The following is a 25,608-nucleotide window of genomic DNA, read 5'->3' on the forward strand; positions in this document are numbered from 1 at the left end:
AACCCGGTCTTGATGGCGAAGGGGCTTTACCACTATTTAGCCGAGGCGTGGGCTGGGGCCAGGAGTAGCTGGATTTGGGATGTGGTAATGAAGCAGCGGTTGATAGAGTGGCGTAGAGAGCCGTCTATTGTTAGGGTCGAGAAGCCCACGAGGATTAACAAGGCCAGGCAGTATGGCTATAAGGCTAAGCAGGGGATAATAGTCGTTAGGGTTAGGCTCAGGAGGGGTCCATTTAACAGGAGGAGACCCAACAGTGGGAGGAGGCCAAAGAGGATGGGTGTTTATGGAATAACCACCAGCAAGAGTCTTCAATTGATTGCTGAGGAGAGGGCCGCCAGGAAGCACCCAAATATGGAGGTTCTTGGTTCGTATTGGGTTGGTGAGGATGGCACGTACGTGTGGTACGAGGTAATACTAGTTGACCCAAGCCACCCAGCCATTAGGAGTGACCCTGACTTTGCCTGGCTTGTTGGTAAGGAGGATAGGGAGGGACGTAGGAGGAGAAGGTTGAGGGAGAGGCAGAGGAAGTTGATTGAGAGGTTGAGGAAAAGGGCTGAGCAGTCTCAATCACAATAATCATAAATCCTCACCTTCTATGGCAATTACTCAACTAGACCTTGAAGTTAATATACACGCAACTGAGGACTTAGATAGAGCGATTAATTACCTGACCAGGTTATTGACGGATAAGGCGCCAATAGTGGTTGAGGTGCTTTATGGGCATTATGGCAACCCAATATATAGGGTTCAATCATCCATTAGGGATAAGGATTTAGCGATGAGCATCATAAGGTCCATATGCTCATCACTTGTCAATAGGGATTACCTATTGAAGACCCTTGGGAATAGGGTTGATGGTTCCGGTAACGTCTTCCTTAGGCTTGATAAGCAGGAATTTGCGAGGGGCCGTATCGTGATTAGCGATGGTGATGACGTGATTAGGATTAGGTTCAGGGTTACGGGTGTTGATGCCGTGCAGTTTATTAATGAGGTTTGTAAATAAGTATTTAAATGTTCGTAGAATTACACCTAGGCTCTACGGATAGGAAATTGATTAGATTATTGAAGGCACTCGGTTATGGTTTAGTGGCGTTGGTGATTGGTGGTAATGATGTTGAGGAATTACCGACCTTTAGGAAGCTTGTGATTACGAGAGGTAGTGCCTGGAAAATAAGGATGTTTAAAAACTTCGACATAGTGTCTGTGGTGCCGTGGAGTAGGTTCGTACTTAATAAGTTGATAAGCGATGATAGGGTTGATGTAGTAACAATCAACGAGGTTAATAGGGACATCCTGCCATCAAAGGCCCAGGCCAGGGTTATGGCTAGGGAGGGTAAGGCGTTGGAGATCGTTATAAACTCTATTGTGAGTAATGGCGAGGCTGGACTTGCATTCCTTAGGGATGTTATTAATGAGTATTCAACGATCGACGGTCTTAGGATAATAGTGTCCCAGGGCGTAAGTAAAGTGTCTGATGTTAGAAATCCCAGGGATATCGCGAAATTAATAGAGGTATTAACTAATGCCAATGCTAAGCCGCTGGTTAGTGATAATCCATATGAGGTACTTGTTGATGCTTTGTATAAGAGGGGCGTCTGTTTATGAGGTATGTAGTAATTGATGTTTACCCAAGGGAATACATCGATAAGGTGATTAGTGAATTAAATAATTGGTTTAGGTTCTTTGCCGGTAAAGATGCCATTGGTATTGAATTAAGAATTATTGCGAAGTATGAAGGAAGGGGCAGGTTAGTTATTCAGGTACCTAATGACTTGCTTAAGTACCTAAGGTCATCAGTCGCAATGGCTGGTAGGGAGAGCGAGGTTGCAGTTATTACTGTTAAGGTGACGGGCACCATGAGGAAGGCATTGGCTATAGCATCCTCAGTGCCTTACACGTTTAACGAATTTCTCGGACAGTCTTAATCAGCTCGTCGTGAGGTCTTCACGGTTCAGTTTTGATACCCATCATCACTTAGGTACTACTAATTCACCTACTTAAATGGTTTTTATTCCCAATTATTGCAATGGTGTTGCCTGCTTAATACTATAGTAACCCCTATTATAGTAAATTAATGGCAGTTTATTATTCATTATTTGGGCATCAACAACCTCGCCAACAAATATTGTATGATCACCACCTGGATATTTAGCGGTTACCCTACAGTCTAGGTATGCTATTGCACCCTCAATTATTGGTGAACCGGTCTTTGCGGTCTTTATTCTCAAGCCTTTAAACCTCTCCTCCCTTGGTGCGGTGGCGAATTTAATGGCTAAGTCCTTCATATCGTCGGGTAGTATATTAACGGCATAAACATTTGATTTATCAATAGCCTCATGACTAACCAGCCTCTTATCAATCGCTATAAGCACCAGTGGTGGATCGAGTGACAGCGATGTGAAGGAGTTGACGGTTAACCCATAATACTCATTGTTATAAACCGTGGTTACTATCGTGACACCCGTTGGGTAATTCCTCATTATTGCCTTAAGTAATTCGCCCGTTATGGACATTGTAGCGTGATATTTTTATTGTTATTAAAAACCTATGTTCCCGATTAATTTAACTTACCTCTTAACGTATAGCCAGCACTTAACGAATACGCCAGGCCTTGCCTCAACCACTGGTGGTTCCTGCCTCTTACAGATATCCATCGCATATGGGCATCTTGGGTGGAACCTACAGCCAGATGGTGGATTAACTAAGTTAGGCGGTTCACCAGGAGCTACCTTCCTCTCCCTCAGCCTATTACTTGGGTCTGGGTCGGGTATCGCCTCAATGAGCGACTGAGCATATGGGTGAAGTGGGTTCTTAATCACGTCCCTGAATGGGCCGTACTCGGCGAATTGGCCTGCGTACATTATTAATATATAGTCGCTGAAGTACTTTGCGGTTGATATATCATGGGTTATGTACATGAATGCCATCTTATGTCTTTGCTGAATATCCTTAAGTATTGTTAGTATCTCAACCCTTATTGATGCGTCAAGCATTGATACAGGCTCATCGGCAACTATGAAGTCTGGATTCGTTATTATAGCCCTTGCAATCGCAACTCTCTGTCTTTGGCCGCCGCTGAGCATGTGTGGGTACTTATTAATGAAGTCCTCGGGTGGTGTCAGTTTAACCTCCTCAAGTGCTTTGTAAATCCTTTCTTCCCTCTCGTCTCTTGCTACTCCCTGTATCATTAGTGGCTCTTCAAGTATGAAGTGAATGCTATGAAATGGATTAAGGCTTGAATACGGGTCTTGAAACACCATACTAACCCTTCTTCTAAACCCTATTTTCTTCAATTCCTCCTCCTTCATATGCGTTATATTAACGCCATCAAAATATATTTCTCCAGAAATAGGTTCAAGGAGCCTAATGAGTGTCCTACCCAGCGTAGTCTTTCCACTACCCGACTCACCAATAACAGCCAATGTGATGCCTCTATCAATGCCTAAGCTAATATCATCAACGGCCTTAACGTACCTCGGCTTTGCAAATAAGCCAGGCTTTATTGTATAATACGTCCTTAATCTATGGGCAACAACAAGACTATCCTTCCTAACCCACGGCGCATCCTCAAAGACCTCAGGCATATAGCGATTATGCCATTCAAGGATTGTTTAAAAATTTAACCTATATTTGCATTTATAATTTATTTGTGTATAAATTATTTATATAACCAACAAGCCACGAGATGCTTCCTACTGGCCTTACTCTCGAGTTCCATCATTGGCGGTTCCTTAGCATCGCAAAGACCCTTCAGATAATCCCTATCCCTATAGAATGGGCATCTTGGGTGGAACCTACAGCCAGGCGGTGGGCTTATTAGACTCGGTACCTCACCAGGTATGAATGATAAAGTCTTATCTACCCTTAGCGTTGGCGCACTAGATATTAAGCCCTGGGTATATGGGTGGCTTGGGTTTCCGTAAATATCCTCTGCACCACCTATTTCCACCATCTTACCGGCATACATTATAGCGACGGAGTCCGCGAGTTCGCTTGCCAGCGCTAAATCGTGTGTTATGAAGATGTATGATAGTTTATACTCCCACTTAAGCTTCTTAAGTAGGTTCATTATGTTTGCCTGGGTTATTACGTCAAGAGCCGATGTAGGCTCATCGAGAATAACTATTTTAGGATGAGCCATTATGGCCATGGCTATTATGACCCTCTGCTTCATACCACCACTGAGTTGATGTGGATACCTACTCACGATATCCCTAGGCAATCCAACGGATTCAAGCGCATCCATTGCCATCTTTAATGCCTCATCCTTACTAGTTCCCTGTAATAGTAGTGGTTCAATCATTTGATCGCCGATCCTTATCACCGGGTTCAGGGCATTCATTGATGCTTGAGGTACCATTGCAATCTTCTTCCACCTGATTTCCCTCCTAAACTCCTCCTCAGGTATATGAAGGACTTCCTTACCATCAAGGTAGATCTCACCATCAATGAGCGATACATTCCTCTCCCAAACCCTAACAAGTAATTTAGCCAGGGTGGACTTACCACTGCCTGACTCACCAACTACGGCTAAGGTCTCTCCCTCATTTAATTCGAAGGATACGTCATCGACTGCCTTAACGATGCCCTTCGTTGTTGTGTAGTAAAGCCTTGCATGTTTAACCTCGAGTAATGCCATGCCCATCACCCATACCTAAGCCTTGGGTTAACCACGGGCTCCGATGCCATGGCGGTCAATATAAACACTACCGCCACGAAGGCAACAAGAAGTCCCGGCGGTATGACCCACCACCAATAACCAGATGTTAATGCGCCAAATTCATCAGCGTAATATAGGAGCGTGCCCCATGTTGGGTATTCAGAACCCGCTAGGCCCAGGAAGTTTATAGAGGCCAGTGTCAGTATTGCGCCGGGCACATTCGTAACCAGTAGGTAAAGTATGTATGGAATTATCTGGGGCAGTATGTGGTTTCTCAATATCCACATCCTACTGGCACCTGCTATCACCGCAGATTCTATGTATTGGGCACTCCTTATCTGCATAATCATCGCCCTGATGATCCTAGCCGACGCGCCCCAGGACACGATTGCCAGGAATACCACGGCATCCCAAATACTCCAACCAAATAGGACTGAGAAGACAATTAATAATGGGAAGGCCGGTAATAATATCACAAAGTCCGTAAGCCTCATTAAAAATTCATCAACAAGTCCACCATAGAATCCAGCCACAATACCAATTATTACCGCTATAACCACTATTATCAACGCAGAGAGCAGGCCAACAGCGAGGTCTATTGGGAAACCTGCCAGCAAGCCAAGCCATAGGTCATGACCCTCATTATCAGTACCCATTAAACCATATATCTGACCCTGAAGCACAATCTCAAGGTCATTCCTATTAATCACGGTTGAGTTCTGCGAAAATACGTAAAACACCATAACGAACTTATACGGCCCCTTTAACGGCACTAGCTTACCATTATCAACTGTATAGAATAGGTACGGTGTCGCAGATGATCCGGTGGGTACAATGCTGCTAATGTGGTATTCCTCATTATAGAATAAGTTAACCTGACTAACGACCTCTGGAGCCACACCAAGAGTTGTTACCTTCGTGTTAATGGGTAGTGGGCCAAGCGTTATCTTACTTCCGTCAGGCCTATAAACCGTTATTGACACCACTGGGGGTTGGGACATGCTATATATGGCTGGGTTATTAATTACAATAAACAATTCATTCCATGGTTTATCATACTTATAGTTAACGCTGAACGTCACCGTAATATAGGTAACCCCACTCTGTTGTTGGACGGTAAATGTATAGTCATTTACGTAAATCTGCGGTGAGTAGACAGGCCCTATTATTGAGTCAACCCAGGCAGGTGGTGCGTACTGCGGATTTAACTCCCAATACTTTGGGTTATTCCATACATTTGCGAAGTTTGGTGGTAATACTATTAATGCGTATATTGATACCACCACTAATACTATGAATAATGCAGCCGCAACCTTACCCGTACCTGATGAGAAGAACTCCTTAGTGATCTCGCTTGGTGTCATTCCAAGGATCCTGAACTCACGCTGTTTCTTCGCCATATCCACCACCTCACTCCCTAATTCTCGGATCGAGCATTATATATACGATCTCCATTATAAATATAATCACGATGTAAAGCAGTGTTGATGCATATGTTAGCGCAACAACGACAGGTAAATCAGGCGTTGGGGATCCAACAATAGCAATATTGTATACATAACCTAGCCCCCACCAATGGAATACCATCTCCGTGACTAGGAAGCCGCCGAATATTATGAATGGTATTGTTATGAATATGCTCGTTAATATCGATGGGGCAGCGGGTCTAAGTATGTATCTATTAACCACGTGGCTCTCAGGCAATCCCTTAATCTTTGCGAAGGTCACGAAATCCTCTTGAGAAATATTAAGTACAACAGTCCTCGCGAAGTATGCCCAACCGCCAATATTAATTATTAATACCGTTATTAAAGGTAATGCGAAGTGCCATAGTAGGTCAAGGACTGCCTGCGGTATTGTAAATACCTTAGCAGGGTCTGTTAACCATAACTCATAGTACTTAGGGCTTATTATACCACCCGTTGGGAAGTAAATTGGTGAGTGTATCTGTGCCAGGTAAAATGAGAATATGAGTAGCATTACAATACCGAGCCACCACTGTGGTATGCCATTAGCCAATGCCGCATAATACATAACGGCTCTATCGGATTTAGAGCCGTACTTAAGGGCGGACCTAAGCCCTATCTCAATTCCAATGAAAGCGCTTAGTAATATGCCAAAGGTGTCAAGAAGTATTGTTCCGGGAAGTGCTGATAATATTATATCTACGACCTTACCACCACCAATATTACCATACTCACTTGGGAAGTATGAATAGCCCCAGTTAAAGACAATCATGTTATACATAATATAAAGGGTCCTAATTGCAGGTGGTTTATTAAGTCCATAGGCATTCTCCAACTCGGTCATGATTTGCTGCTGCAATTGCTGTATCTGCGTTGAGTTATAGTGACCGTGCAACATTAGGTTCATTATTATCGACTTCGTCTCCATCATTATTTCATCCTTAAGTATTTTAGACGCAGGCCCGGCTAGTGCGAAGGATATTACAAAGAGTACTATGAATAACAAGACAACCAATGTCATGGCCCTAACGGCAAGCGTCCTCGCAAGACCCATCGAAGTTTAAGAGAATCCTTGCGTTATTTAAGTCTTACTAACGTTATTTAGGTCAATCTAGAATAAATATAAGAAAATAATTTTTTTAAAGAGATGATTTTTACAAAGTTAATTATCTTCTTCTTCTAACAGCTAGCCATACGCCTATGGCAATTATTATTACAACTATAATCACTATTATAGCTATTAGTAGTGTTGTGCTTATTGTCGGCGCCTTAGTGACCTTAGGCGGTGGAGGTGGTGGCGGTGGTGGAGGTGGAGGTGGCGATACTGTTAGTGATGTTACGTACTGAACAGGTATTGTGACTACGTTTGTGAATGCATAGAGTAGTAATTCGTAGGTCCCTGGCGTTAACGTTGCTGTTACGTTGCTCGGTATTGTTATTGTCAAGGTCCCTGGCGTTGTTGATGATGCGAAGGTCTCATAAACAATCTGCCCAGTGGCTGGGTTAATTAGGTACACGTAGGCCTCTGGATTACCGACAGCACTCACACTCACCGTTAATGTCGCGGTGGTGTTGGCCGTTATGCTTGTCGGTGATACTGAGGTTATGCTCGGTATTAGGTTAATTGGTACTGACGTCACGCCTAACCTAACGAAGATCTGGTTGAACCAGTACGTGTAGTTATATGGATATCCACTCCAACTAACGAGTATTGCCGACTGCGGTGTTACTGTGGTTATGCTCTTGAGTATGTAAGGTCCATTACTAATCCAGAGGTTGCCATATGTGTTGTAGAAGTTAAGTGCGTCCTCATAATCCTGTATAGCAGTGGCTGTTGCATTGGTACCGAGGAAGTTGTAACCATTAACCACAGCCCATGAGCCATTATCCCATATGTACCCAGTCTTAATCCAGTCCTCAAGCACGCTGGCTAAGTACTGGTTGAACTGTGGTGATCTGAAGTCTGCCTGTGGTATGCTCAGTGATTGAGCCTCACCACTCGTGAATGCGTACTTACCCTGCTGATAAGCGTAGAACTCAAGGGCTAATACGACCCATGGATTGGCGAATGTTGGGAAGCCAGGCGCGTAGTAAGCAGCCACAAAGTTAGGGTCTGGGAACCAGTAGTTACCGTAGATGACCACCGTGCCATTCGGGAAGAACTGCATACCAACGATGGTACTCACGGTTGGTGCTATTATGCCACCAACATCACTCGCCGTAGCCTGGTTGGGTCCTAGGTCTGGTGCGCCGGTTGTCGTTGTTGCCGCCAGGTCGAACCACGTGTAATAGTAGAAGATAATGTCTGCCATGCTTATTGGCTGACCATCCTGCCAATAATGACCGAGCCAAGTGCCGTTGAAGTACAGGTAAACGATTGACTTTGCGTACTGTCCGGGACCAACATCCTGCCAACGCTCAGCAGTGGCATTCCAAATGACCGCATTGGGCGGTACTGGGAATACCGCTGAGCCATTCGGGCTAATAATCGCGTTCCAGGCACCCCTAAGCGGCATTGGTTCGCCAGTGAATGGGTTGTAGAAGGCGAATGGGTCGCTCGTGAACTCTTGGATAACATCGTATGAATAGGTGTCTATTGAGACGAACCATCCGAAGTTATTCCATGGGAATTCACTAACGTGGAACATACCGACATTAAGCACGTTGGGGTGAGTGGTTGAGTATGCGAACTTAATGCCTAGGGGCCACTCAAGGCCGAAGATGCTGGGCATCCAGTTGGTTAGGTTCTGTATTGGGTATGGGAATGTGGCTGCCACTAGCCAAACCCTAACCGCCTGCTGGAAGCAGTCATAGAGGGCTGTCTTTGAGTAGCTCTCGAATTGCTGAAGTGATGTGAAATTACCTGTGGCGGCCCACGTGGTTAATTCGTCAATCGTGGAGTTTGCATATTGCCAATAACCAGGGACGCCCCAACCAGGCATGTCTCCAGTCCATGAGGCACAGAATGAGGCGCCAGCGTAGGTGTCCCAGGGCTCTGGGTATATCGTCCAAGCCTCGGTGTATATTTGCCACTCCATCTGTGCTGGGTTCGAACCATAGACTATTGTCAGTGCCTGTGATAGGTCGCCATATATTGGTTTAACCGTGAAGCCAAGACTCTGAAGTTCTGACATGAACATCTGACCAATGGCATATCTGAATGGGTCATCCTTTCTAATGAAGAATATTATTGTGACGGGTTGCGGTGTCGTGCTGTTTGGCGGTATGTAGTACCACTGGTGGTTGATGTATAGTATCCTGCCAACCCATGGGTTATACATACCGTCAAAGTTTGGCGTCGTGTTTATTGCCTGGAAGAGGGCGAATATTGATTGATTGACGTAGGTCGGGTCATAGTGGATATTGGCCTGAACAATCATTGGTTGTATCAAAAGCTGGCTATCTATTGCGAATGGACCTGGCCAGTCATATACGGGTGTTGCATAGCCTGAGAATACCTGTGTAATTATCGCGTGCCTATCGACTAGGTAATTCATTAAGTATCTAAATTGCCAATAGGCGAATGGGTTAAACGTGGTATTGCTTGGGTATGGGTTGAAGAGTAAGTCATAGGCCGAAGTTATCGCGGGGCTAACCATTTGAATACCTGGCGTTGTACTCAATTGGGATAGGACGTTGGGCGGTAGCGCAAATGGGTTTAGGTAAATGTCTATTTTGCCTGACGTGAAGTATTGAACGGCCTCGGTTGGCGTAACCTCATATAAATTAACCGTCGATGGCATTGTCTGCTGGGCATAAACGATAAGGCTTAGTACTAGGAGCGCCGTTATTAACGCCGTTGCAGTTAGTACAAGTATTTTATTGCCGGTCTTCCTTTGTTTAGGCATATCAAGCTAACCTGAATTGAGCTTTTAAACTTTTCCATGTATATTAATTATTGATTCTGTAAATCCGATTATTAATAATGCAATTACTATTATAAATAATATTGTGAGTATAATTGTTAATGCATTAATTACCTCAGGCCTATAAATACTGATTATCGTAACCTCCCCATTACCAATTGATGTCAGGTTAAGCTCAGTTATTGTTGTAAAGTTCAGCTCCTTTAATTGATAAGGACCTAAATTAACCGTGTAGTAAAGCGTTAATGTTATGTTGGTTTCAGGTATCCACTTAACTACCGTTACATTAATATCTAAATTACTATCGTTTGTCTCTAAGATTAGAAATACAACCCCAGATGGGTTTACCGTAAATGAGCCGTTAATTGGCGGACCCTTATAATAATAGTTAATACTAAATGGATTTAATATTATGTACACGGCGAGGATTACCGTGATAGCGCCAATAATGTAGGCAGCAATTACAAACCTATTTCTAAGGATTTCACGAATCATCGCAAAGCACTTAATTTTAATTTTACACCTTTAACTTTGTCCTTCTCCAGAATCTCCTAGCTGGGTTCGTTAATACCCTCCTGTCAGTCTTAGCGGTTACCCAAATTGGCGGTGCCCTATTTGACTTACCCGCGGCTGCAAGCCTTAACTTCCTGCCCAATGGCTTATTCCTCGCCATGCTCCTCACCTATACCTTATCCTGAACTCCCTATGGGTCTGTTTATAAATTGTTTCCAGTATCTTCTTGAGATCCTCATCGGTTATGGGAACCCTAATCCTACCCGACTGAGCCAGGGCAATCAGCTGCTGCTCAAGGGCCTCAACGAGTTCTGGCTTAACAACCCTAAGATTATCAAGTCTCTCCCTAGCCTCAGGCGTTAATATTACCCTAAGTACGGCCCTCCTCTGGGCAGCTAATTCCTGTCTCTTCCTCTCCTCCTCAATTTGTTTCTGAAGCTCCTGAAGCTTCCTCTGCCTAATGGCCTCAAGCTCGTCCTCACCCACTCCCTGGTCGCTACTTACCTCTCCATAGTTTTCATCAATAGACATGGCATAACAAAGGTAGTGGGCCTATTTATTAACCTTAAACCTTCATTAATGCATAGCTAGTAATTACTCAGTGGTCGTCTTCGGTGCTAAGTACTTGGCAAGTTCAGGCCTTTGCTTAACCAATTCCTTAAATATGTTTAAAGCAATTTTATCAAGTAGTGACCTGCCCTGTGGCGTTACTACCCTACCCTCCTTCGTCTTTGCTATGAGACCGGCAGCCTCGAGTTGGTGCAGTATATTCCTAATTATTGCACCACCCGCCTTCCTAGTCCTCTCACTCCTAACGGCGCTACCGACCTTGGCCCTATAGCTGAATGCCATCCTCAGGCTACCGAGCCCAACTGGGCCGTTTAAGTAGACCTTCCTTAAAATGGCGGCGGCCCTTATGTACCACCAATCATCCTGCATTGGGGGCCTATCCTTATTTGGACCGGTCTTAACGAATAATGCCCAGTCTGGCGGCTTCACCTGAGGTACGTTCTCCCTCAAATACTTTGCTAATTCCTTAATCAGTAGGTCCGCGGGTACGTCCTTAACGCTTACCAAGGCCGATCAAGAATGCGGGGCAATTAGGGTTAATAAGCATTTACTTAGCGTGACCGCCTATCTTAGACGGAACCAACCTCTGGCTAATGTTTAGGTAAAAGATTTATTACGGAGATGCATTATTAGGCTTATGACGTTCTCCATAGTGGCGACCGACGGTGTGGATGTTGGCATTGCTGTCGCATCTAAATTCATAGCCGTAGGCGCCATAGTACCTCATGCACGGGCTGGTATAGGCGCTGTAGCAACGCAGTGCTACGCGAACCCGAGACTGGGCTCATTGATACTTAGGTTGCTTGAATCTGGTCTTAGTGCCAATGATGCATTAATTAAGGCGCTTAATGAGGATTCAGGTAGGGAGGAGAGACAACTTGGTGTAGTGTCTATACGGGGTGACGCAGCCGCTTATACGGGTTCAAAGTGCCCTGAGTATGCGGGTCACATTGTGGGCAGTGGCTACGCGGTTCAGGGCAATATACTCGTTGGTCCTGAGGTTCTCGAGAAAATGGCTAAAGCCTTTGAGGCGAAACGGGGCGAGTTAGTTGATAAATTGCTTGAGGCATTAACCGCCGGTGATGCGGCTGGCGGTGATAGGAGGGGTAGGCAATCCTCAGCAACAGGGTCTGGGTGATCATCAACCCTGAGGTCAACGTACGTATCAGTGAGACCGAGGTAACCACCGCCTGGCCTAAGCACTATAATCGCGACCTTGCGTAGATTGTTTAGCATTTGGGAGTTAACGCTGTTGAGTAGGGAGGATCCTAATGATGTGGTTTTAAAGGCTGACGTTGCATTAACGGTTCAGAGGATTCTCAGGGGTCTTGGTTTTTATCGAGGTGAATTACACGGTAATTGGGATGAGAAGACCGAGGAGGCCTTTAGGGCGTGGGCAGGTTATGAGAATTTTGAGAATAAGATTAGGAATGATGATAAGATATGGGGATCCATTTATCGCTACTTAATTAATGAGGCTAAGCGTAGGGGCTTGTTGGTTGATGATTAGAAGGATTAATAAATAGGTTGCTCTGTGGGTTTGTGCAATGGCCATTAAATTCTGCCCGAGATGTAAGAGTGTAATGGTTTTAACAAAGAAGGATGGGAAGGCCGTTTGGAGGTGCCCTAAGTGTGGTTATGAGGAGGAGGCTGGTACAGGTAATGCGAAACTTGTTGAGAGGACAATGGTTGCTAAGAGGGATGATAAACCAATAGTATTGACGAAGACTGGCGAAGAGGCTCTGCCCAAGGTTAGGAAGACCTGCCCAAAGTGTGGTTATGAGGAGGCATACTTCTGGGTTCAGCAGACTAGGGCCGCCGATGAACCGCCAACTAGGTTCTATAAGTGCGTTAGATGTGGGTATGTCTGGCGTGAGTATGAGTAAAAATGTAATTACTAAGTAATACTGTTTCTGCTGAGGATGTAGAGTTTATATTTAAGTGGCGGTTAGTTGATTTGATGTCGGAGGTTAAGATAACATACCCAGATGCGAAGGAGTTCTCGCAAATAATAGATGCAGTATCAGCATTAATCGAGGAAGCAAGCTTTACATTGGCAAGTGACGGCCTTAAGCTAAGGGCATTGGACCCATCGAGGACTGCGATGATTGATTTATTAATACCCAGGGAAGCCTTTGAGGAGTTCCCTGAAAGCCTTAATGAGGAGGTTAGGATTGGCGTTAACTTTGATGATTTCAAGAAGTTACTGAGGAGGATTAAGAAGGGCGATAAACTAGGCATGGAGGTTAGTGAGGGTAAGCTCAAGGTAAGGCTTATGGGTAAGGCTTCGAGGACTATGACCCTGCCATTAATTGATATCGGTGCTGAGGAATTACCGACGCCAAAGGTTGTGTATACGGTACTTGCTAAGGTATCTAGCGATGCACTAAATGAGGCGCTTAAGGATGCTGATGTAATAGCTGACGCTGTTAAATTCGATGCGAAGGATGATGGGTTGTATGTATCCGCGAGTAGTGATAAGGGTGATGTTGAGGTTAAGTTTGAGAAGGAGGGTGAGGTTATGTTTGAGTATGATCTTAAAGAGCCAGCAACGGCTAAGTATAGCCTTGATTACCTAGTCGACACAGTGTCGAAGGCCTACAGGATTAGTGATATAGTTACTATCGAGTTCGCCACGCAGAAGCCCATTGCACTTACGTTTGAGATACCAATGGGTGGTAAGTTAACGTATTACATAGCACCAATGATCGAGTGATTCACTATTGTAGTGAATAATATGGTTTTTACCTTGTAAAAATAATTTTAATGCGAAATTAATAGCATAGATGTTTGTATGCCGGGCTTCATTGATTTGGTGAAGGTATTATTTAGGAATTACTATAGAGGAGTTGATATATCAGAAATAAGTGATCTAGAGAGAAGGGAGTTTGGTTTTCAATTCTTCGATAAGGAGGGAATGATTAGGCACATGGCCTTTAAGAGCAGTGATGAACTGAAGCGTTACCTAGTGAGTAATGTCCCATCCCACGTATATTACTCATCAGCCCTTTATAATGATCCTGCCAATCCAGATATGGATGCGAAGGGTTGGCTCGGTGCCGACCTAATTTTTGATATTGATGGCGATCACCTACCGACGCAGAATTGTCAGGGTGTTGAATTAATGACGCTCGACTGCCTGAGTGACGCTACTGAAGAAGTTAATAAGCTCATTGATTTCTTAATCGAGGATTTCGGGTTTTCGGATTCATCTATTAAGATATTTTTCAGTGGCCACAGGGGTTATCACGTACATATTGAGTTACCCGATGTTAGGGGATTAACGGATGAGGAGAGGAGGGAGGTAATTGATTATCTGCTTCTGCGTGGTTTTGATATTGAGCGTTTAATTAGGGGTAACACCGTCCTCATAGATGTCAAGTTAAGGGGCATTGGTGGTAGGTTGGCATCACTAATTCATGAATTAGACCCTGACTTACTTAATAATCTCGGCGGTAGAAGGAGGTTGAGTAAGTACATAATTCGGAAACTTAATTCCCTAAATCCCGTGATTAGTGAACGCTTATCTACGCATGTCGATGAGGTGGTGACGATGGATGTTCATAGACTAATTAGGATGCCCAACTCACTTCATGGCAAGACTGGGCTGAGGGTTGTTAGGGTAAGCCCAAGCGATTTGGAGAGGGGGGTTGATTTCATCGTTGATAAGGCGATACAGTTTAGGAGGGGTTCATTAACATTGAGACTAACTAAGAAGTTACCTGTGAGGAGGATCCTTGGTGAGGATGTTAATGGCGATGAGGGGAGTATTATTAAGGTGCCTACTTACGTCGGTATTTACCTAGTAATGAGCGGTTGGGGTGAGCCAATTGATTAGTGACGTGCTTAGGAGGTTGATGGAGTTCACAAAGCTTGAGGTAAGTACTGAGGATATCCAGAAACCACCATTTGAATCGTATGCTCAATTGGTGCAGGAATTGAATAGTAAGTTATCAATGAGTGGTAATGTGCTTGATAAGGAATTGGTTGAGTCTACAATGAGCATGGTTAAGGAGACAATAGCAATACTCGTTAGGAAGAGGATTGAGAAAATAATGAGGTACTATCAAGCTAGTAAAGAAGTACCTCAGGACGCATTACTACCGGAAGAGAGGAGGTTCCTTATGCCATTATTGGAGCTTAGGATTGCCGAGACTCCGAGGAGCGAGGTTCAGGGATTGGCAATTGTGTCGTTTAAGAGGGGGTTCCCTGTGCTATACAGCGTTCGTTTAGTAACAATTGGGCCGTTTTCTCAATTCGACATTGCGGTGATACCGAGGAGTGACGCTGAGGAGCTTCTCCGTAGAGGGGTTATCGATATTATTCGTTAGAATCAACGGAGGTAAAAGTATAAAAGGGGGTTTTATCCTGTGGTTACTCCGTGAAGTTTCCCAAGGTTGTGAAGGTTTATTGTCCAAGGTGTAATGCATATACGGAGCACACAGTGACGATTTATAGCCATGGGAAGAGGAGGAACCTAGCCGAGGGGCAGAGGAGGTACTTAAGGAAGCTTAAGGGCTACGGCTCTAGCAGAAAGCCTAAGCAGAAGAGGTTTGCTAAGACTACGAAGAAGATTGTTGTTAAGCTTCAATGTAGACAGTGTGGCTATGTGTTGATGAGGACCGTTGGTAGGTTAAAGAAGCTTGAGTTAGCTGAGGCTAAGTGAGGTGGTGGTAATGCCCACTAATTGGCGCTCGGTCCTTGTTCCAAGGCCGAGGTCAAGATTTCTGAGGGTTAGGTGCAATAATTGTGGTAATGAGCAGGTGGTCTTTGATAGGCCTGCCATGGTTGTTAGGTGTTTGGTCTGCGGTAACGTGCTCATAGAGCCTACCGGCAGTAAGGGTAGGATTGTCGGGGCAACCGTTGTTGCCGTATACGAGTAAAACAATGAAAAAATATAAATTATATTCCATCCTCTCATAGTCGATGAGTAAGAAGGAGGAGAAGGTAGACGATATTAGAAAGAATGTGTTACCGGTGAGGATAGCTAGGAAGGAATTACCTGACATTGGTGAGTTAGTTATTGGTACCGTATATAGGATATTGGAGCATGGTGCATATGTTCTCCTTGACGAATATGGGGGTATTGAGGCTTACGCGCCAATTAATGAGATTGTTCAGTCCTGGTTCCACGACATTAAGGATTACCTAAGGCTGGGTCAAAAGACAGTGTTTAGGGTCATTAGGGTTGATGCGCGTAGGAGGCTCATTGATGTATCACTTAGGAAGGTTAAGGAGGAGGAGAAGAAGGAGAAGTTAACGAAGTGGAAGAGGACACTTAGGGGTGTGAGGCTCCTTGAGCTTGTTGCCAAGAAATTGAATATACCACTTGACAAAGCATTACAGGACTTTGGGTGGAAGCTCGAGGATTACTACGGAGACTTCCTATCGATATTCGAGAACGTGGCTAAATACGGACCTGATGACCTCAGGAAATTGGGTCTTAGTGATAACGTTATTAATGCCATTGCAGAGATAGCCAGGGAAAGGGTTGAGGTGGAGCCCGTGGAGATTTCCGGCATAATTAGGATGATCAGTATTAAACCTGACGGAGTTAAGCATGTCAGGGATGTACTGCTTAAGGCCATGGAGTTGGCTAGGAAGGAGGGCGCTGAGGATGTTCGAATATACACAATAGGCCCTCCCAGGTATAGAATAGACCTCGTGGGTAAGGATCCAAAGAAGTTAGAGCAGGTTCTTAAGGACGTGGTTAACCTGGTTACTACGGAGATTAGAAAGAGGGGTGGTGAGGCAAGCTTCACGAGGATAGGCGAGTAACTAGGTGGCAGCCATGGACTCAATACTGAGGAGATGCAAAAATTGCGGTAGGTACACCCTGAGGAAGGATAAATGCCCATACTGCGGCGGTGAGCTTGAGGTACCACATCCACCCAAATACTCGCCTGATGATAAATATGGTAGGTATAGACTAATTATGAAGGTCATGAGTGGTAAGATTAAGCTTAGCCCAGACGTAATTAACGCCATTATTTCAGGGTCTAGTCAATCCAAGACCCAGTGAAATAATGAATGATCTATTATCGAGTCAATGTTTGATTACGCGCTAAGGCCTCTAAAACACTGTAATTGATCTTGTAAATTATTACCCAACCATATGGTCTAGATACATAGACCAGCTGAGCCCAGGGCGGTGGTTGTAACAAGTAGTACCAGGGCGTTACTGGCCCGTTATAATCAGGTAAGCCTATGTATGTTAATTTAAATGATGTGGCATTCACACTAGGCATTATTGTTGGTACACCCTCAAATACCCAATAAGTTGGTATGCCGTTTACGGTACACGTAGACCACACTATGTACGATGCATCAGTAACCTCGGAATTGAACATTAAGTCGTAAAGCGTGACATTATAAGCCGCGTAAAATGTGTTATTGGCGAATGGTACGTAGATTGTCGAGGAGCCAACCTGGGCGGGGGATATGAAGGTATTAAGTATGTAGTTGTTAGTGTAGCCCGCTATTCTAGCCATCCAATAACTCTTTGCGAAGTCACCACCCGCTGGATACTCAGGTATGAGCACGCATACGGTTCCTAAACCGTAGCTCGTTAAATTAACTGGGAATACGGTGTATGGTTCAAAAATCAATATGTACTGTGGGTCGTGCAATTCATTCAATTTTTCCAACACACCAGTGTAATTATATGGACTTGACATGAAGAAGCTACCTATCAGCGCTATTTGCGTGCTATTCACCGTGGAGTTATCAGCTAGGCTCGTCCTATTTCCAATAATCGCTATCCAATAGCCATAGTCCCACCATGAAAGCACAGTCGCATTTGGTGGAGTATTGTAGGATAGCCACTGAAGTGCATCTAGCCAGTCGGGCGTTGGTATTGGTGGCGTCACGGTACTAACTATTTGCTGGGGCATTATGGACATTAATAGAGCGGGCTGTATGTTGACCACTAGGGCAATGGCTAGTACGACACCGAGTAAAGCCGCTATGGATAAACCAACTAGGATACGCCTATTCAATGCAAGTTCCGTGAGTTTTACAAAACCATACGCAGTAGCTGGCACCCAGAATAGTCCAAGTAGCATGAATAGCCAAACCTCCGATGAAGCGAAGTAGGCGGCAGCCAATGAACCAAGACTAACTAGTATTGCTGGGAGTGATAGTGACATTATGGAGAGTAGTATCGTGTATATCACGAATGGTACTGTTATTGAGATATTATACACACCCTGTTGAAGTGTTGATGGGGAGTGCTCAGCAACGCTCTGCACGATGGCGCTCCTAGCTAATGGTAATAATGCACCAAGGAACTTACCACCCACTGAGGTGAAGCTCAACCCAATCACCGCAGCCACGAGTACCACTATGGCCATGAGGAAGTACCTGACCACTGGCACCATGATCCTTGGATACCTTGGGTATAGCTTTATTAATGCGTAGGCTATTATCGAGAACAGTAAGGCTGCATTGGCCACACCACCCATTCCAGATACTAACGTATGAAAGCCATACCTAGGCGTTATGGCTACGAAGGCTGAGAACCCAAGGTCAGTAAGTACGTAGGTTATTACAAGTTTATCGATTGTGAATGGTAGACTTTGTCTCCTGGCGATCTTAATAAGTAGGTAAAGTAATATCACTATTGTGAATAGCCCGTAGAAGTTCCATAGGAATACGTAGGAACCCCACACCCAGGTTGTTATACCGTTAAATATTGCCGAAAGTACGGCAAATAATATCCAGTAATTATCCTTCCTTGTCAGGGACTCGATATAGAAGGCAATGCCTAGGGTTGCTATGAATTGAAATAGTGGTTCTGCCGCAAACCAACCAGCCGTACCCCTTTGCAGGAACATTGTGGTGAATACGGACCATAAGGCCGCCAGTAGGCCTACGTACTTACCGCCAAGTCGATAGCCGAGATAAAACATCGCCGGCACAACGGCGGCATTTGCTATTGCGGGGAGCAGGATAACTGATTGAAGCAGGTCAAAGCCGAAGTGTGATAATATCTTATACGCAAGTACGCCAAGCCAGGAAACACCCGGTGATAATATTATGGTCCAGTTGGCACCCCATGGGTACCAGAAGTGCATGAATAATGTGCCGTAACCCTTATGAAGCCACCAGAGTAGTCCCTTGATGGTTCCGTACTTAAGCATTTGCTCGGTCATGAAGAGCCTTATGTAGGGATCGAATTCATTTATGTACCAGCCATAGAGTAGCACGGGGTATAATCTTAGGTAGTAGGCGAGTAATGTGAAGGAGACTGTGGCCGAGAGCATGGCGATCCACTGCGTAATCTTGATATCAAGCGGCACGGCGGGCACTACCTGGGTTATGGTCTCCACCTTAGCCTTACCAGCGGTCTTCGCCTTGCTCATTACGGCTTGATTAAATAATCAATTTAAAAGTATTTTTCACAGGCAGGGTACGAAAAAATAAATTAGTACATGCACAATGCGCCTATCGTGGAGTGCGTCGAATTAAGCAATGAAGTTTCCCAAGCAGTGATATGTAGTAAGGGCGCGTACTTACTTAGATGGGCAGTGCTGGGTAAAGATGTTGTGCTGCCTGGTAATACCGATAAACCAACATGGAGCGGTATGGCCATGCTGATACCATTTGCTAACCGTGTTAAGGGTGGAGAATATGAATTTGAGGGTGTAAGGTATTCCCTGCCCAGGAATGAGGAGGGTCATGCCATTCATGGGCTTGTATTAAATGAGGAATGGAATATAGAATCCATTAGTAGGGGTAGTGCGTCGTTTAAGCACGTTCTTCGTAATCCGGGCTATCCAACGGAATTAACGCTAACGGTTAAGTACGCATTAACCGGCAAGGAACTCAATGTTGACATAATCACTAGAAATACGGGACTTAAGAATGCACCGCTAGTTGTTGGTGCTCATCCATACTTCATTGTTAGCAATGACTGGAGATTAAATGCCCAGGGAGATGTACGAATGTGCGAGGCAGTCAACAAAATACCAACTGGCAGGTTAATACCGTTTAACCTAAGTAATACAACAAAGAGGGAATTTGACGACTGCTTCTTAATAAACGGCGATATAATACTTGAATCACAATACTCAACGATAAGGATCATAAGGTATGGCATGCCCTACGTTCAAATATTCACGGGAGTGCCCAATGCCATAGCGATAGAACCAATGAGTGGAGCACCAGACGCTTACCACAACGGTATGGGACTAATTATAATAAGGCCCAACGAGGAGAGGAGGTTTAGGTTTACAGTAAAGGTCCTGAGGGTTTAAACGAGAAAAACTAAAAAATTAATAATCTAAATCATTATCGGCCCCGTAGCTCAGCATGGATAGAGCGGCGGCCTTCTAAGCCGTAGGTCGTGGGTTCAAATCCCACCGGGGCCGCTACTTTTACATTCAATCTCTAAACATCGGTTACAATCTCACTGTGGCTACAGTTACAAAAGGGCTTATATAATGATTTACAGATGTAATAATAGTGGTTGATTGCTGCCTATACGACCTCGCTGGGACTAATAATGAGGTTAGGGTTAGGATAATCAATCACCTAACCCAGGAGAGACATATCAAAGCTAAGGACCTTAGATCACACCAAACTACATAAGTATGATTCGTTCCAGCAAATGGTGGCTGATTACCAACGCTTTGCAGAATAATAGCATTCTTAAGTCACGAGGAGATCACAGGGCTCCTTGACCCAAGGCCTAGGGAAGGGACAAACATCGCCGACATAATTAAGGTCGTGGCAAGGGAAGTGGTTAATAAGGACCTCAGGGACGTACTCTTTAATTACTTAGGGCCTAGGCGATTACCTGAGTATGTGCATATTTTCGAAGTGCTCCCTAAGGTCATTGAGGTGGGCATTTATGGCGTTGAGGTTATCTGCCATGAAGTAATCCTCATTCTTCCTGACAATGGGCCCATGAATTCATTAAACAATGCATCGGGGGTTTCGAGATTACACACAAGTAAATACCCATTGGTTAAACAATTTTAGCAATTACTGGCACTTTTATGTATTAAGTTTCAGTACCTGTGAATGTACTTAATTAATCAGCTTTATTGTTCAGTAGCCTCTCAAGGGTTAGGCACCGCATTAAACATAACTAATTAACACGCCTAGTTAGTCACTAACGGGCAGTCATAGGGTTCATCAAAATTAGTACTAAGGCTTCAGTACTACGCCCAGTGATTATTAGAATGTTCTTAAATCATTTATATGAGGCAATAATCTAAATGCAGAAAAGAATAATAGCAATAAAGCTTTAAAAAGCCTATGTTTAATATGGGTGGTGATATAAGTGGCTAATGGGCGGGTTAATGCCTGTATTATTACTAATATTGCTAGCGAAATACTTAAGTATTTTAAGTTTAGCATTAGTAAAATATTCAAATACTTTGAATGGTTAATTATTACATCGAACAATACAATTCATACTGTGGCTGAACAAGAACATGGCAAAGTGGGTGTCGATAATGATGGGAAGGATGATAATACTGCATTAATTGAGGAGCTACGTAGGAGGAACCCGCTCCTTGTTGAGGTTCTTGTTAAGTACCCGAATTACTTCCTTGAGTGGGATGAGGAGGCCCTTGGCCTGTTCATCTGGCGTGTCTGGGAGTCGCTTATAGGGGTTAATGACGTGGATAGGAAAAGGCTTGAGGAGAACATTGATGCGGTAATCAACATGAAGGATGCACCAAGGAAGCTTAAGAACGCCGCCAAAATCGCGAAGAAACTAATCGAGAGGGAAAAGAAGATACTAAATATTACCTAGGTATTACCTAAACATTCCTTTAAATATAACTTAATCATTATTCAAACGACAATGAACCAAGCAGGGTGTCCGCAGGGTGCTTTACGCGAGAAGTTAAGTGATGCTGTGAATTGTGTTAGGGTTGTTAGGGTTCAGAGACGTCGTAAGTATCAGAGCCACTTAATGTTTGTTGATGATCTAGAGCTTACGCTGGTGAATACATGCAATTTAGAGGTAAGCACGGTCTGCGTAGATAGGAAGTACGTACTCGAGTACTCAGGCAATTTCGCCATGGAGATCAAGGCATTCAGCCCAGGCGGTGAGAAGCTAAGCATACTTAGGAGGGATGAGAAGTGCTTATTGGATAAGGAACCTGGCCTGGACTACCTATGCGTAAGGCTTAACGAGCCTATCAAGCCAGGCAGCTACTACGTATTAACGCTAACACATACTGCGCAAACATCGATTATGACCACAATTGAGAGTGGGTGGAGGAGGTTCGTGAATTTCCTAACGCCCTACTTCGACGTATACGTATTTAGCATTATTTACCCAATAAACCAACCATCTACGCCATGGACCCAAAGCCAATACCACCACTACGAAGTAGAGCCCGAATACCTTGAAATACACCGGGAGACAACCAATACTGTGCAAAAAGTGCTAGGTGCCATCTCCGGTGGTAAGGTGAGCTTCGTAGTGAGTGATAACAAGAACTTGGCATTCGGCTTTACAATGCCTGAATCCCTACATGTCTCCCAACCAACGAATTATAGTGCTGGGGAATTATTATTAAACATGTTGACGAGAATATTATTTACAGTATTCGGCGTGCCAATACCCATAAGGCTAACACTTAATAGGCTGTACAAGGCATTTTCTTGGTTATTTCAATGCCTCAGTGTGGGTACCGTGGTATTATCATTCGCAATAGTTGCCCTACTCTTGATACGCATTAATTACTTACTCAGTGACTTATTCACCCTATTAACAACCTTGGTCCTACTCCTACTGGGAAACTACATAGTCATACCTAAGCAAGCACCCATAAAGTATCAGCGATTGCATATACTCACGTATGTTGTGACTATTTCGATAATATTGTTAATAATCATTGTAATTATCGCGGTATGGTGACCGTCCCACGGTCTCCGTAGGCCCTAGGGATTTCACAGGAAGAAGAGCCACTACGTTAATAGCATTCCCAAGTTAACCCCTCAGGGCGTTAAGAAGGCTATTCGCTTAACGAGGCTTTGTATGGCCTTTAAAGCCGCCATTGTTGGTGTGGGTTATGGCAATACTATGCCCATCCACTATCACTTAATAGGCACCTCCCTCCTCCATTATTAATGATACATCCCTGACCCCACCTTATTTTGTCTCTTCCCTACCTTTAGCACGTTGCTTCTTGGGTAAATGCAATTCCTTAATTACGCATTTTCACCTAAGTTAAATTGATTGAACTCTCATCAAAGCCTTTAAGAGGCGGAGCAAGGAGAGATTTCGTAAACACTATTAGGCATGGACTTTTAGGAAAAGCCAAAATGGAATCTGCCACCCACTTACCCACGGGCGACCACGCACCTTAACGACAGTTCTAGGCACCCCTTAATTTCGCCATGGCCCACGCAAACTATTCCTTACCTCGTTGGGTTAACTTGGCGTTATGACCAGCATTAATTACGTATACACCCATCCTCACACAATCAACCTCAATTAACGATTTACCCTCGACCTAACCTTCACATTTACCAACCGAATAGCCATCAATGCCCTCCTAAACAAAGAAAGATCCACGCCGTAGATCATTGACTTAAGCCCTCCTAACTAGGTGATCGAGACTCCCAAGACCATGACCTCACCAACACACATTGTGTAGGTTACCGTGCATTAATAAAAACATGGCATGTACGGTAACATGCGCGGTTTGGGGGGTGCATACCTCATGGGGTTGTGCGTGATTTAAAATTGCACTGTGTGTATGGTTTCGTGCACACTCACCGTTTTACAATGCATAAAACACCATTAGAACAGGCTCGGTTTTGGGGAGCTGAAATTCCGTGGGAACAACAATTCAATTCCACTTAAACACCGCGAGAACAAACACGAGCCACAGCAATTAAGAGCAGAAAGACGTTCCAACGGCACCAAAACACCAAGAAGAAAAAACTTAAAAAGACCCAAATAAACCAATGCACCGCGGAAGATTTCAATAGAATATTGAAAGAAGTACTGGAATGTACCAATTAGGTTTGGCGCTGTGAATTGTAGGTTAAATGTCGATGGAGGATTTCAATAGAATATTGAAAGTATGTATTCATCCGTCGTTATCAACCTTCGCATGATTGCAGACCGAAGATTTCAATAGAATATTGAAAGTGCACAAATAAATTAATTGGGAGCCCAGTCACGAAGTTCCTACCAATGAAGATTTCAATAGAATATTGAAAGTTCCATGGCTTCTTCCATGAATAGCCAAAGCTCATTAATTGGAAGATTTCAATAGAATATTGAAAGCTCCTTCTTCATCCTCAACGTCCTGTCCCACACGTATATTGCGTCCCTGAAGATTTCAATAGAATATTGAAAGATTACATATTAATATGCGTCGTGCCTCGTACATTAAATTTATGAGAAGATTTCAATAGAATATTGAAAGTCCAGTGTAGCGCTTGCCCTGTTAACTGGCACTGGAACGCCTAAGAAGAATTCAATAGAATATTGAAAGAAAGACCTTAATCATGAAGTTATAGTGAAAGTCTGGGTGTAACCTTCGGTCGTCCCGGGGTTTATTAGGTAGCAAAGACTTATCAACTATTGGGTATTTACTTTACTTTGTGAGATATGTCATTGGTGCTGTCACCAACCATTACGGAATTCCTTAGGAAGTTGGCTGGTGATAGGGATGTTGAGGAGTTCATAGCTGAATTAATCGCTGAACGATTAGACCCTCCGCGCAGAATTGAACTGTACTTAAAACTTCATGGAGACTACCTTAGGGCCGCCGAGGAGCTTTATGCCAAGGGCGACCTGGCGCAGGCTAGTGAGAAGTACTGGGGCGCCGTGACGGCACTACTCAATGTCATCGCCGAGATGAGGGTTGGGGACACTACATCCATAGGGACTATGATGAGATAATTGATGGGTTGTATGAGGAGATTGGCGATAGGTCTATCATCCTTAACTTCAGCGTTGCCGAGAGGTTGCATGCCAATTTTTACCATAACTTCATGGACAGGAAAGCATTTGAAGCCCATAGACAGGTGGTTTTGGGATTAATAGAGAAACTGAAAGAATTAATAAGAACAAAATGAACAGTTATTCAATGATCAGTAATGAACTTGCATCATTAGGGTAGGAATCAATACGCTTTTTAATTCCCCCTTTATGCACCTTCACTGTCTTGGGATGAGCTCCCTAATCTCATCAATTATTTCCCTAACCTTATCCAGCTTCCTCCTAACGAAATCCTCATCGTACAATCCATCATAGAAGCAATCAATATGAAGAAACTTCTCCTTAGCCGCATATCTATCTCTCAGGTAATCCAAACCAAGCCTACTCAGTGTATCCCTCCTCTCCCTATAAGTCCTGGCATCAATACCCCTAGCCCTAAGCAGTGCCTCAACGGCCTTACTAACGGCTAGCCACCCCTTCTCGGCCGTATCTCTAAGTAGTATTGGGTCCCCTGACTTGGCATACTCATTCAATTCAGCAACGGCTGTCTCCAGCGCTCTGATGGCATCATTTAATGATTTACTCATAACATGCCAAAGGCGGTAATGATTA

31 protein-coding genes, 1 tRNA gene, 1 pseudogene and 1 CRISPR repeat array are annotated in these 25,608 nt (G+C 44.1%); of the genes and pseudogenes, 21 read left to right on the forward strand and 12 right to left on the reverse strand.

Annotated elements, in window-relative coordinates:
- Nucleotides 1-12 precede the first annotated feature (12 nt).
- The 4 genes from VDIS_RS10050 to VDIS_RS10065 are packed head-to-tail and all read left to right on the forward strand — an operon-like array spanning nt 13 to nt 1,925.
- The gene (locus VDIS_RS10050) at nt 13-576 is read left to right on the forward strand and encodes a 50S ribosomal protein L15e (RefSeq protein ID WP_013337138.1); all 564 of its coding nucleotides are present in this window, start codon (nt 13-15) and stop codon (nt 574-576) included.
- Between the two features lie 19 nt (nt 577-595).
- A complete protein-coding gene (locus VDIS_RS10055) occupies nt 596-1,003 on the forward strand; it encodes an RNA-binding domain-containing protein (RefSeq protein ID WP_013337139.1) in 408 nt (135 codons plus the stop codon).
- A gap of 8 nt (nt 1,004-1,011) precedes the next feature.
- Nucleotides 1,012-1,605 carry an RNase P subunit p30 family protein gene (locus VDIS_RS10060; RefSeq protein ID WP_013337140.1) on the forward strand — a complete coding sequence of 198 codons (594 nt, stop codon included), beginning with the start codon at nt 1,012-1,014 and terminating at the stop codon, nt 1,603-1,605.
- The gene (locus VDIS_RS10065; RefSeq protein ID WP_013337141.1) at nt 1,602-1,925 is read left to right on the forward strand and encodes a hypothetical protein; all 324 of its coding nucleotides are present in this window, start codon (nt 1,602-1,604) and stop codon (nt 1,923-1,925) included. Before VDIS_RS10060 ends, VDIS_RS10065 begins: the two co-directional genes overlap by 4 nt.
- Nucleotides 1,926-2,018: 93 nt before the next feature.
- On the opposite strand, the gene VDIS_RS10070 is transcribed toward VDIS_RS10065, so the two are convergent.
- From VDIS_RS10070 to VDIS_RS10115, 10 genes are all read right to left on the reverse strand, one after another.
- On the reverse strand, nt 2,019-2,513 hold the full coding sequence (locus VDIS_RS10070) for a flavin reductase family protein (protein ID WP_013337142.1): 495 nt from the start codon (nt 2,511-2,513) through the stop codon (nt 2,019-2,021).
- Nucleotides 2,514-2,567: 54 nt separating this feature from the next.
- Complete coding sequence (locus VDIS_RS10075) at nt 2,568-3,584, reverse strand: ABC transporter ATP-binding protein (RefSeq protein WP_013337143.1); 1,017 nt, start codon at nt 3,582-3,584, stop codon at nt 2,568-2,570.
- A 74-nt stretch (nt 3,585-3,658) separates the two neighbouring features.
- Complete coding sequence (locus tag VDIS_RS10080) at nt 3,659-4,639, reverse strand: ABC transporter ATP-binding protein (RefSeq protein WP_052885938.1); 981 nt, start codon at nt 4,637-4,639, stop codon at nt 3,659-3,661.
- A gap of 5 nt (nt 4,640-4,644) precedes the next feature.
- Entirely contained in the window at nt 4,645-6,060 is a 1,416-nt protein-coding gene (locus tag VDIS_RS10085; RefSeq protein ID WP_013337145.1) for an ABC transporter permease, read from the reverse strand.
- A 10-nt stretch (nt 6,061-6,070) separates the two neighbouring features.
- Nucleotides 6,071-7,180, reverse strand: coding sequence for an ABC transporter permease (locus VDIS_RS10090; protein ID WP_013337146.1), 1,110 nt, complete (start codon nt 7,178-7,180; stop codon nt 6,071-6,073).
- 112 nt (nt 7,181-7,292) lie between these two features.
- Nucleotides 7,293-9,974 carry an ABC transporter substrate-binding protein gene (locus VDIS_RS10095; RefSeq protein ID WP_013337147.1) on the reverse strand — a complete coding sequence of 894 codons (2,682 nt, stop codon included), beginning with the start codon at nt 9,972-9,974 and terminating at the stop codon, nt 7,293-7,295.
- Nucleotides 9,975-9,998: 24 nt separating this feature from the next.
- Nucleotides 9,999-10,487: a hypothetical protein gene (locus VDIS_RS10100; protein ID WP_013337148.1), complete on the reverse strand. Its 489-nt coding sequence runs from the start codon at nt 10,485-10,487 to the stop codon at nt 9,999-10,001.
- Between the two features lie 22 nt (nt 10,488-10,509).
- On the reverse strand, nt 10,510-10,665 hold the full coding sequence (locus VDIS_RS10105) for a 50S ribosomal protein L39e (protein WP_013337149.1): 156 nt from the start codon (nt 10,663-10,665) through the stop codon (nt 10,510-10,512).
- A 5-nt stretch (nt 10,666-10,670) separates the two neighbouring features.
- Nucleotides 10,671-11,036 (reverse strand): DNA-binding protein, encoded by a 366-nt coding sequence (locus VDIS_RS10110; protein WP_013337150.1) that lies wholly within the window; start codon nt 11,034-11,036, stop codon nt 10,671-10,673.
- Between the two features lie 63 nt (nt 11,037-11,099).
- The gene (locus VDIS_RS10115; protein ID WP_013337151.1) at nt 11,100-11,582 is read right to left on the reverse strand and encodes a 30S ribosomal protein S19e; all 483 of its coding nucleotides are present in this window, start codon (nt 11,580-11,582) and stop codon (nt 11,100-11,102) included.
- A 130-nt stretch (nt 11,583-11,712) separates the two neighbouring features.
- On the opposite strand from VDIS_RS10115, the gene VDIS_RS13060 reads away from it, so the two are divergent.
- The 10 genes from VDIS_RS13060 (at nt 11,713) to VDIS_RS10160 (ending at nt 17,097) form a co-directional block, all read left to right on the forward strand.
- Nucleotides 11,713-12,213, forward strand: coding sequence for a DUF1028 domain-containing protein (locus VDIS_RS13060; RefSeq protein ID WP_245522508.1), 501 nt, complete (start codon nt 11,713-11,715; stop codon nt 12,211-12,213).
- 78 nt (nt 12,214-12,291) lie between these two features.
- A complete protein-coding gene (locus VDIS_RS13065) occupies nt 12,292-12,585 on the forward strand; it encodes a putative peptidoglycan binding domain-containing protein (RefSeq protein ID WP_245522509.1) in 294 nt (97 codons plus the stop codon).
- Nucleotides 12,586-12,658: 73 nt separating this feature from the next.
- Entirely contained in the window at nt 12,659-12,961 is a 303-nt protein-coding gene (locus VDIS_RS10125) for a transcription factor S (RefSeq protein ID WP_245522510.1), read from the forward strand.
- Nucleotides 12,962-13,035: 74 nt separating this feature from the next.
- Nucleotides 13,036-13,791, forward strand: coding sequence for a proliferating cell nuclear antigen (pcna) (pcn, locus tag VDIS_RS10130; protein ID WP_013337153.1), 756 nt, complete (start codon nt 13,036-13,038; stop codon nt 13,789-13,791).
- A gap of 78 nt (nt 13,792-13,869) precedes the next feature.
- The gene (priS, locus tag VDIS_RS10135; RefSeq protein WP_013337154.1) at nt 13,870-14,913 is read left to right on the forward strand and encodes a DNA primase catalytic subunit PriS; all 1,044 of its coding nucleotides are present in this window, start codon (nt 13,870-13,872) and stop codon (nt 14,911-14,913) included.
- Nucleotides 14,897-15,406, forward strand: a complete 510-nt coding sequence (locus tag VDIS_RS10140; RefSeq protein WP_013337155.1) for a DNA replication complex GINS family protein — start codon at nt 14,897-14,899, stop codon at nt 15,404-15,406. Before priS ends, VDIS_RS10140 begins: the two co-directional genes overlap by 17 nt.
- 50 nt (nt 15,407-15,456) lie before the next feature.
- On the forward strand, nt 15,457-15,741 hold the full coding sequence (locus VDIS_RS10145; protein ID WP_013337156.1) for a 50S ribosomal protein L44e: 285 nt from the start codon (nt 15,457-15,459) through the stop codon (nt 15,739-15,741).
- A 10-nt stretch (nt 15,742-15,751) separates the two neighbouring features.
- Nucleotides 15,752-15,958: a 30S ribosomal protein S27e gene (locus VDIS_RS10150; RefSeq protein ID WP_013337157.1), complete on the forward strand. Its 207-nt coding sequence runs from the start codon at nt 15,752-15,754 to the stop codon at nt 15,956-15,958.
- A 43-nt stretch (nt 15,959-16,001) separates the two neighbouring features.
- Complete coding sequence (locus VDIS_RS10155) at nt 16,002-16,853, forward strand: translation initiation factor IF-2 subunit alpha (RefSeq protein WP_013337158.1); 852 nt, start codon at nt 16,002-16,004, stop codon at nt 16,851-16,853.
- Nucleotides 16,854-16,866: 13 nt separating this feature from the next.
- On the forward strand, nt 16,867-17,097 hold the full coding sequence (locus VDIS_RS10160; RefSeq protein WP_013337159.1) for an RNA-protein complex protein Nop10: 231 nt from the start codon (nt 16,867-16,869) through the stop codon (nt 17,095-17,097).
- A gap of 16 nt (nt 17,098-17,113) precedes the next feature.
- On the opposite strand, the gene VDIS_RS10165 is transcribed toward VDIS_RS10160, so the two are convergent.
- On the reverse strand, nt 17,114-19,438 hold the full coding sequence (locus tag VDIS_RS10165; RefSeq protein ID WP_013337160.1) for an STT3 domain-containing protein: 2,325 nt from the start codon (nt 19,436-19,438) through the stop codon (nt 17,114-17,116).
- A gap of 69 nt (nt 19,439-19,507) precedes the next feature.
- Between VDIS_RS10165 and VDIS_RS10170 the strand changes: the two genes are divergently transcribed.
- From VDIS_RS10170 to VDIS_RS10195, 7 genes and pseudogenes are all read left to right on the forward strand, one after another.
- Nucleotides 19,508-20,332 carry an aldose 1-epimerase gene (locus tag VDIS_RS10170; protein WP_052885827.1) on the forward strand — a complete coding sequence of 275 codons (825 nt, stop codon included), beginning with the start codon at nt 19,508-19,510 and terminating at the stop codon, nt 20,330-20,332.
- 39 nt (nt 20,333-20,371) lie between these two features.
- A tRNA-Arg gene (locus VDIS_RS10175) sits at nt 20,372-20,446 on the forward strand.
- A gap of 94 nt (nt 20,447-20,540) precedes the next feature.
- Nucleotides 20,541-20,666 carry a hypothetical protein gene (locus tag VDIS_RS13120; protein ID WP_281041754.1) on the forward strand — a complete coding sequence of 42 codons (126 nt, stop codon included), beginning with the start codon at nt 20,541-20,543 and terminating at the stop codon, nt 20,664-20,666.
- 150 nt (nt 20,667-20,816) lie between these two features.
- On the forward strand, nt 20,817-21,059 hold the full coding sequence (locus tag VDIS_RS10180; protein ID WP_148678319.1) for a hypothetical protein: 243 nt from the start codon (nt 20,817-20,819) through the stop codon (nt 21,057-21,059).
- 442 nt (nt 21,060-21,501) lie between these two features.
- Complete coding sequence (locus tag VDIS_RS10185; protein WP_148678320.1) at nt 21,502-21,840, forward strand: hypothetical protein; 339 nt, start codon at nt 21,502-21,504, stop codon at nt 21,838-21,840.
- Nucleotides 21,841-21,891: 51 nt separating this feature from the next.
- Entirely contained in the window at nt 21,892-22,956 is a 1,065-nt protein-coding gene (locus VDIS_RS10190) for a hypothetical protein (protein WP_013337164.1), read from the forward strand.
- 1,065 nt (nt 22,957-24,021) lie between these two features.
- Nucleotides 24,022-24,547: a CRISPR direct-repeat array (repeat unit 25 nt; unit sequence GAAGATTTCAATAGAATATTGAAAG).
- 116 nt (nt 24,548-24,663) lie between these two features.
- Nucleotides 24,664-25,133: pseudogene (locus tag VDIS_RS10195) on the forward strand (PaREP1 family protein).
- Between the two features lie 81 nt (nt 25,134-25,214).
- Here the strand turns inward: VDIS_RS10195 and VDIS_RS10200 are convergent.
- A complete protein-coding gene (locus VDIS_RS10200) occupies nt 25,215-25,583 on the reverse strand; it encodes a hypothetical protein (protein WP_013337165.1) in 369 nt (122 codons plus the stop codon).
- Nucleotides 25,584-25,608 lie beyond the last annotated feature (25 nt).

This window comes from Vulcanisaeta distributa DSM 14429 (assembly GCF_000148385.1).
GTDB lineage: Archaea > Thermoproteota > Thermoprotei > Thermoproteales > Thermocladiaceae > Vulcanisaeta > Vulcanisaeta distributa.

Coding starts and splice junctions, on each gene's coding strand:
- VDIS_RS10050 (WP_013337138.1), top strand. CDS start 13: ATGGCGAAGGGGCTTTACCACTATTTAGCCGAGGCGTGGGCTGGGGCC.
- VDIS_RS10090 (WP_013337146.1), bottom strand. CDS start 7,180: ATGGGTCTTGCGAGGACGCTTGCCGTTAGGGCCATGACATTGGTTGTC.
- VDIS_RS10150 (WP_013337157.1), top strand. CDS start 15,752: ATGCCCACTAATTGGCGCTCGGTCCTTGTTCCAAGGCCGAGGTCAAGA.
- VDIS_RS10160 (WP_013337159.1), top strand. CDS start 16,867: ATGGACTCAATACTGAGGAGATGCAAAAATTGCGGTAGGTACACCCTG.
- VDIS_RS10190 (WP_013337164.1), top strand. CDS start 21,892: ATGAACCAAGCAGGGTGTCCGCAGGGTGCTTTACGCGAGAAGTTAAGT.
- VDIS_RS10170 (WP_052885827.1), top strand. CDS start 19,508: ATGCACAATGCGCCTATCGTGGAGTGCGTCGAATTAAGCAATGAAGTT.
- VDIS_RS10165 (WP_013337160.1), bottom strand. CDS start 19,438: ATGAGCAAGGCGAAGACCGCTGGTAAGGCTAAGGTGGAGACCATAACC.
- VDIS_RS10095 (WP_013337147.1), bottom strand. CDS start 9,974: ATGCCTAAACAAAGGAAGACCGGCAATAAAATACTTGTACTAACTGCA.
- VDIS_RS10105 (WP_013337149.1), bottom strand. CDS start 10,665: ATGGCGAGGAATAAGCCATTGGGCAGGAAGTTAAGGCTTGCAGCCGCG.
- VDIS_RS10065 (WP_013337141.1), top strand. CDS start 1,602: ATGAGGTATGTAGTAATTGATGTTTACCCAAGGGAATACATCGATAAG.
- pcn (WP_013337153.1), top strand. CDS start 13,036: ATGTCGGAGGTTAAGATAACATACCCAGATGCGAAGGAGTTCTCGCAA.
- VDIS_RS10085 (WP_013337145.1), bottom strand. CDS start 6,060: ATGGCGAAGAAACAGCGTGAGTTCAGGATCCTTGGAATGACACCAAGC.
- VDIS_RS10155 (WP_013337158.1), top strand. CDS start 16,002: ATGAGTAAGAAGGAGGAGAAGGTAGACGATATTAGAAAGAATGTGTTA.
- VDIS_RS10060 (WP_013337140.1), top strand. CDS start 1,012: ATGTTCGTAGAATTACACCTAGGCTCTACGGATAGGAAATTGATTAGA.
- VDIS_RS10100 (WP_013337148.1), bottom strand. CDS start 10,487: ATGATTCGTGAAATCCTTAGAAATAGGTTTGTAATTGCTGCCTACATT.
- priS (WP_013337154.1), top strand. CDS start 13,870: ATGCCGGGCTTCATTGATTTGGTGAAGGTATTATTTAGGAATTACTAT.
- VDIS_RS10070 (WP_013337142.1), bottom strand. CDS start 2,513: ATGTCCATAACGGGCGAATTACTTAAGGCAATAATGAGGAATTACCCA.
- VDIS_RS13060 (WP_245522508.1), top strand. CDS start 11,713: ATGACGTTCTCCATAGTGGCGACCGACGGTGTGGATGTTGGCATTGCT.
- VDIS_RS10055 (WP_013337139.1), top strand. CDS start 596: ATGGCAATTACTCAACTAGACCTTGAAGTTAATATACACGCAACTGAG.
- VDIS_RS10110 (WP_013337150.1), bottom strand. CDS start 11,036: ATGTCTATTGATGAAAACTATGGAGAGGTAAGTAGCGACCAGGGAGTG.
- VDIS_RS10075 (WP_013337143.1), bottom strand. CDS start 3,584: ATGCCTGAGGTCTTTGAGGATGCGCCGTGGGTTAGGAAGGATAGTCTT.
- VDIS_RS10125 (WP_245522510.1), top strand. CDS start 12,659: ATGGTTTTAACAAAGAAGGATGGGAAGGCCGTTTGGAGGTGCCCTAAG.
- VDIS_RS10080 (WP_052885938.1), bottom strand. CDS start 4,639: ATGGCATTACTCGAGGTTAAACATGCAAGGCTTTACTACACAACAACG.
- VDIS_RS10200 (WP_013337165.1), bottom strand. CDS start 25,583: ATGAGTAAATCATTAAATGATGCCATCAGAGCGCTGGAGACAGCCGTT.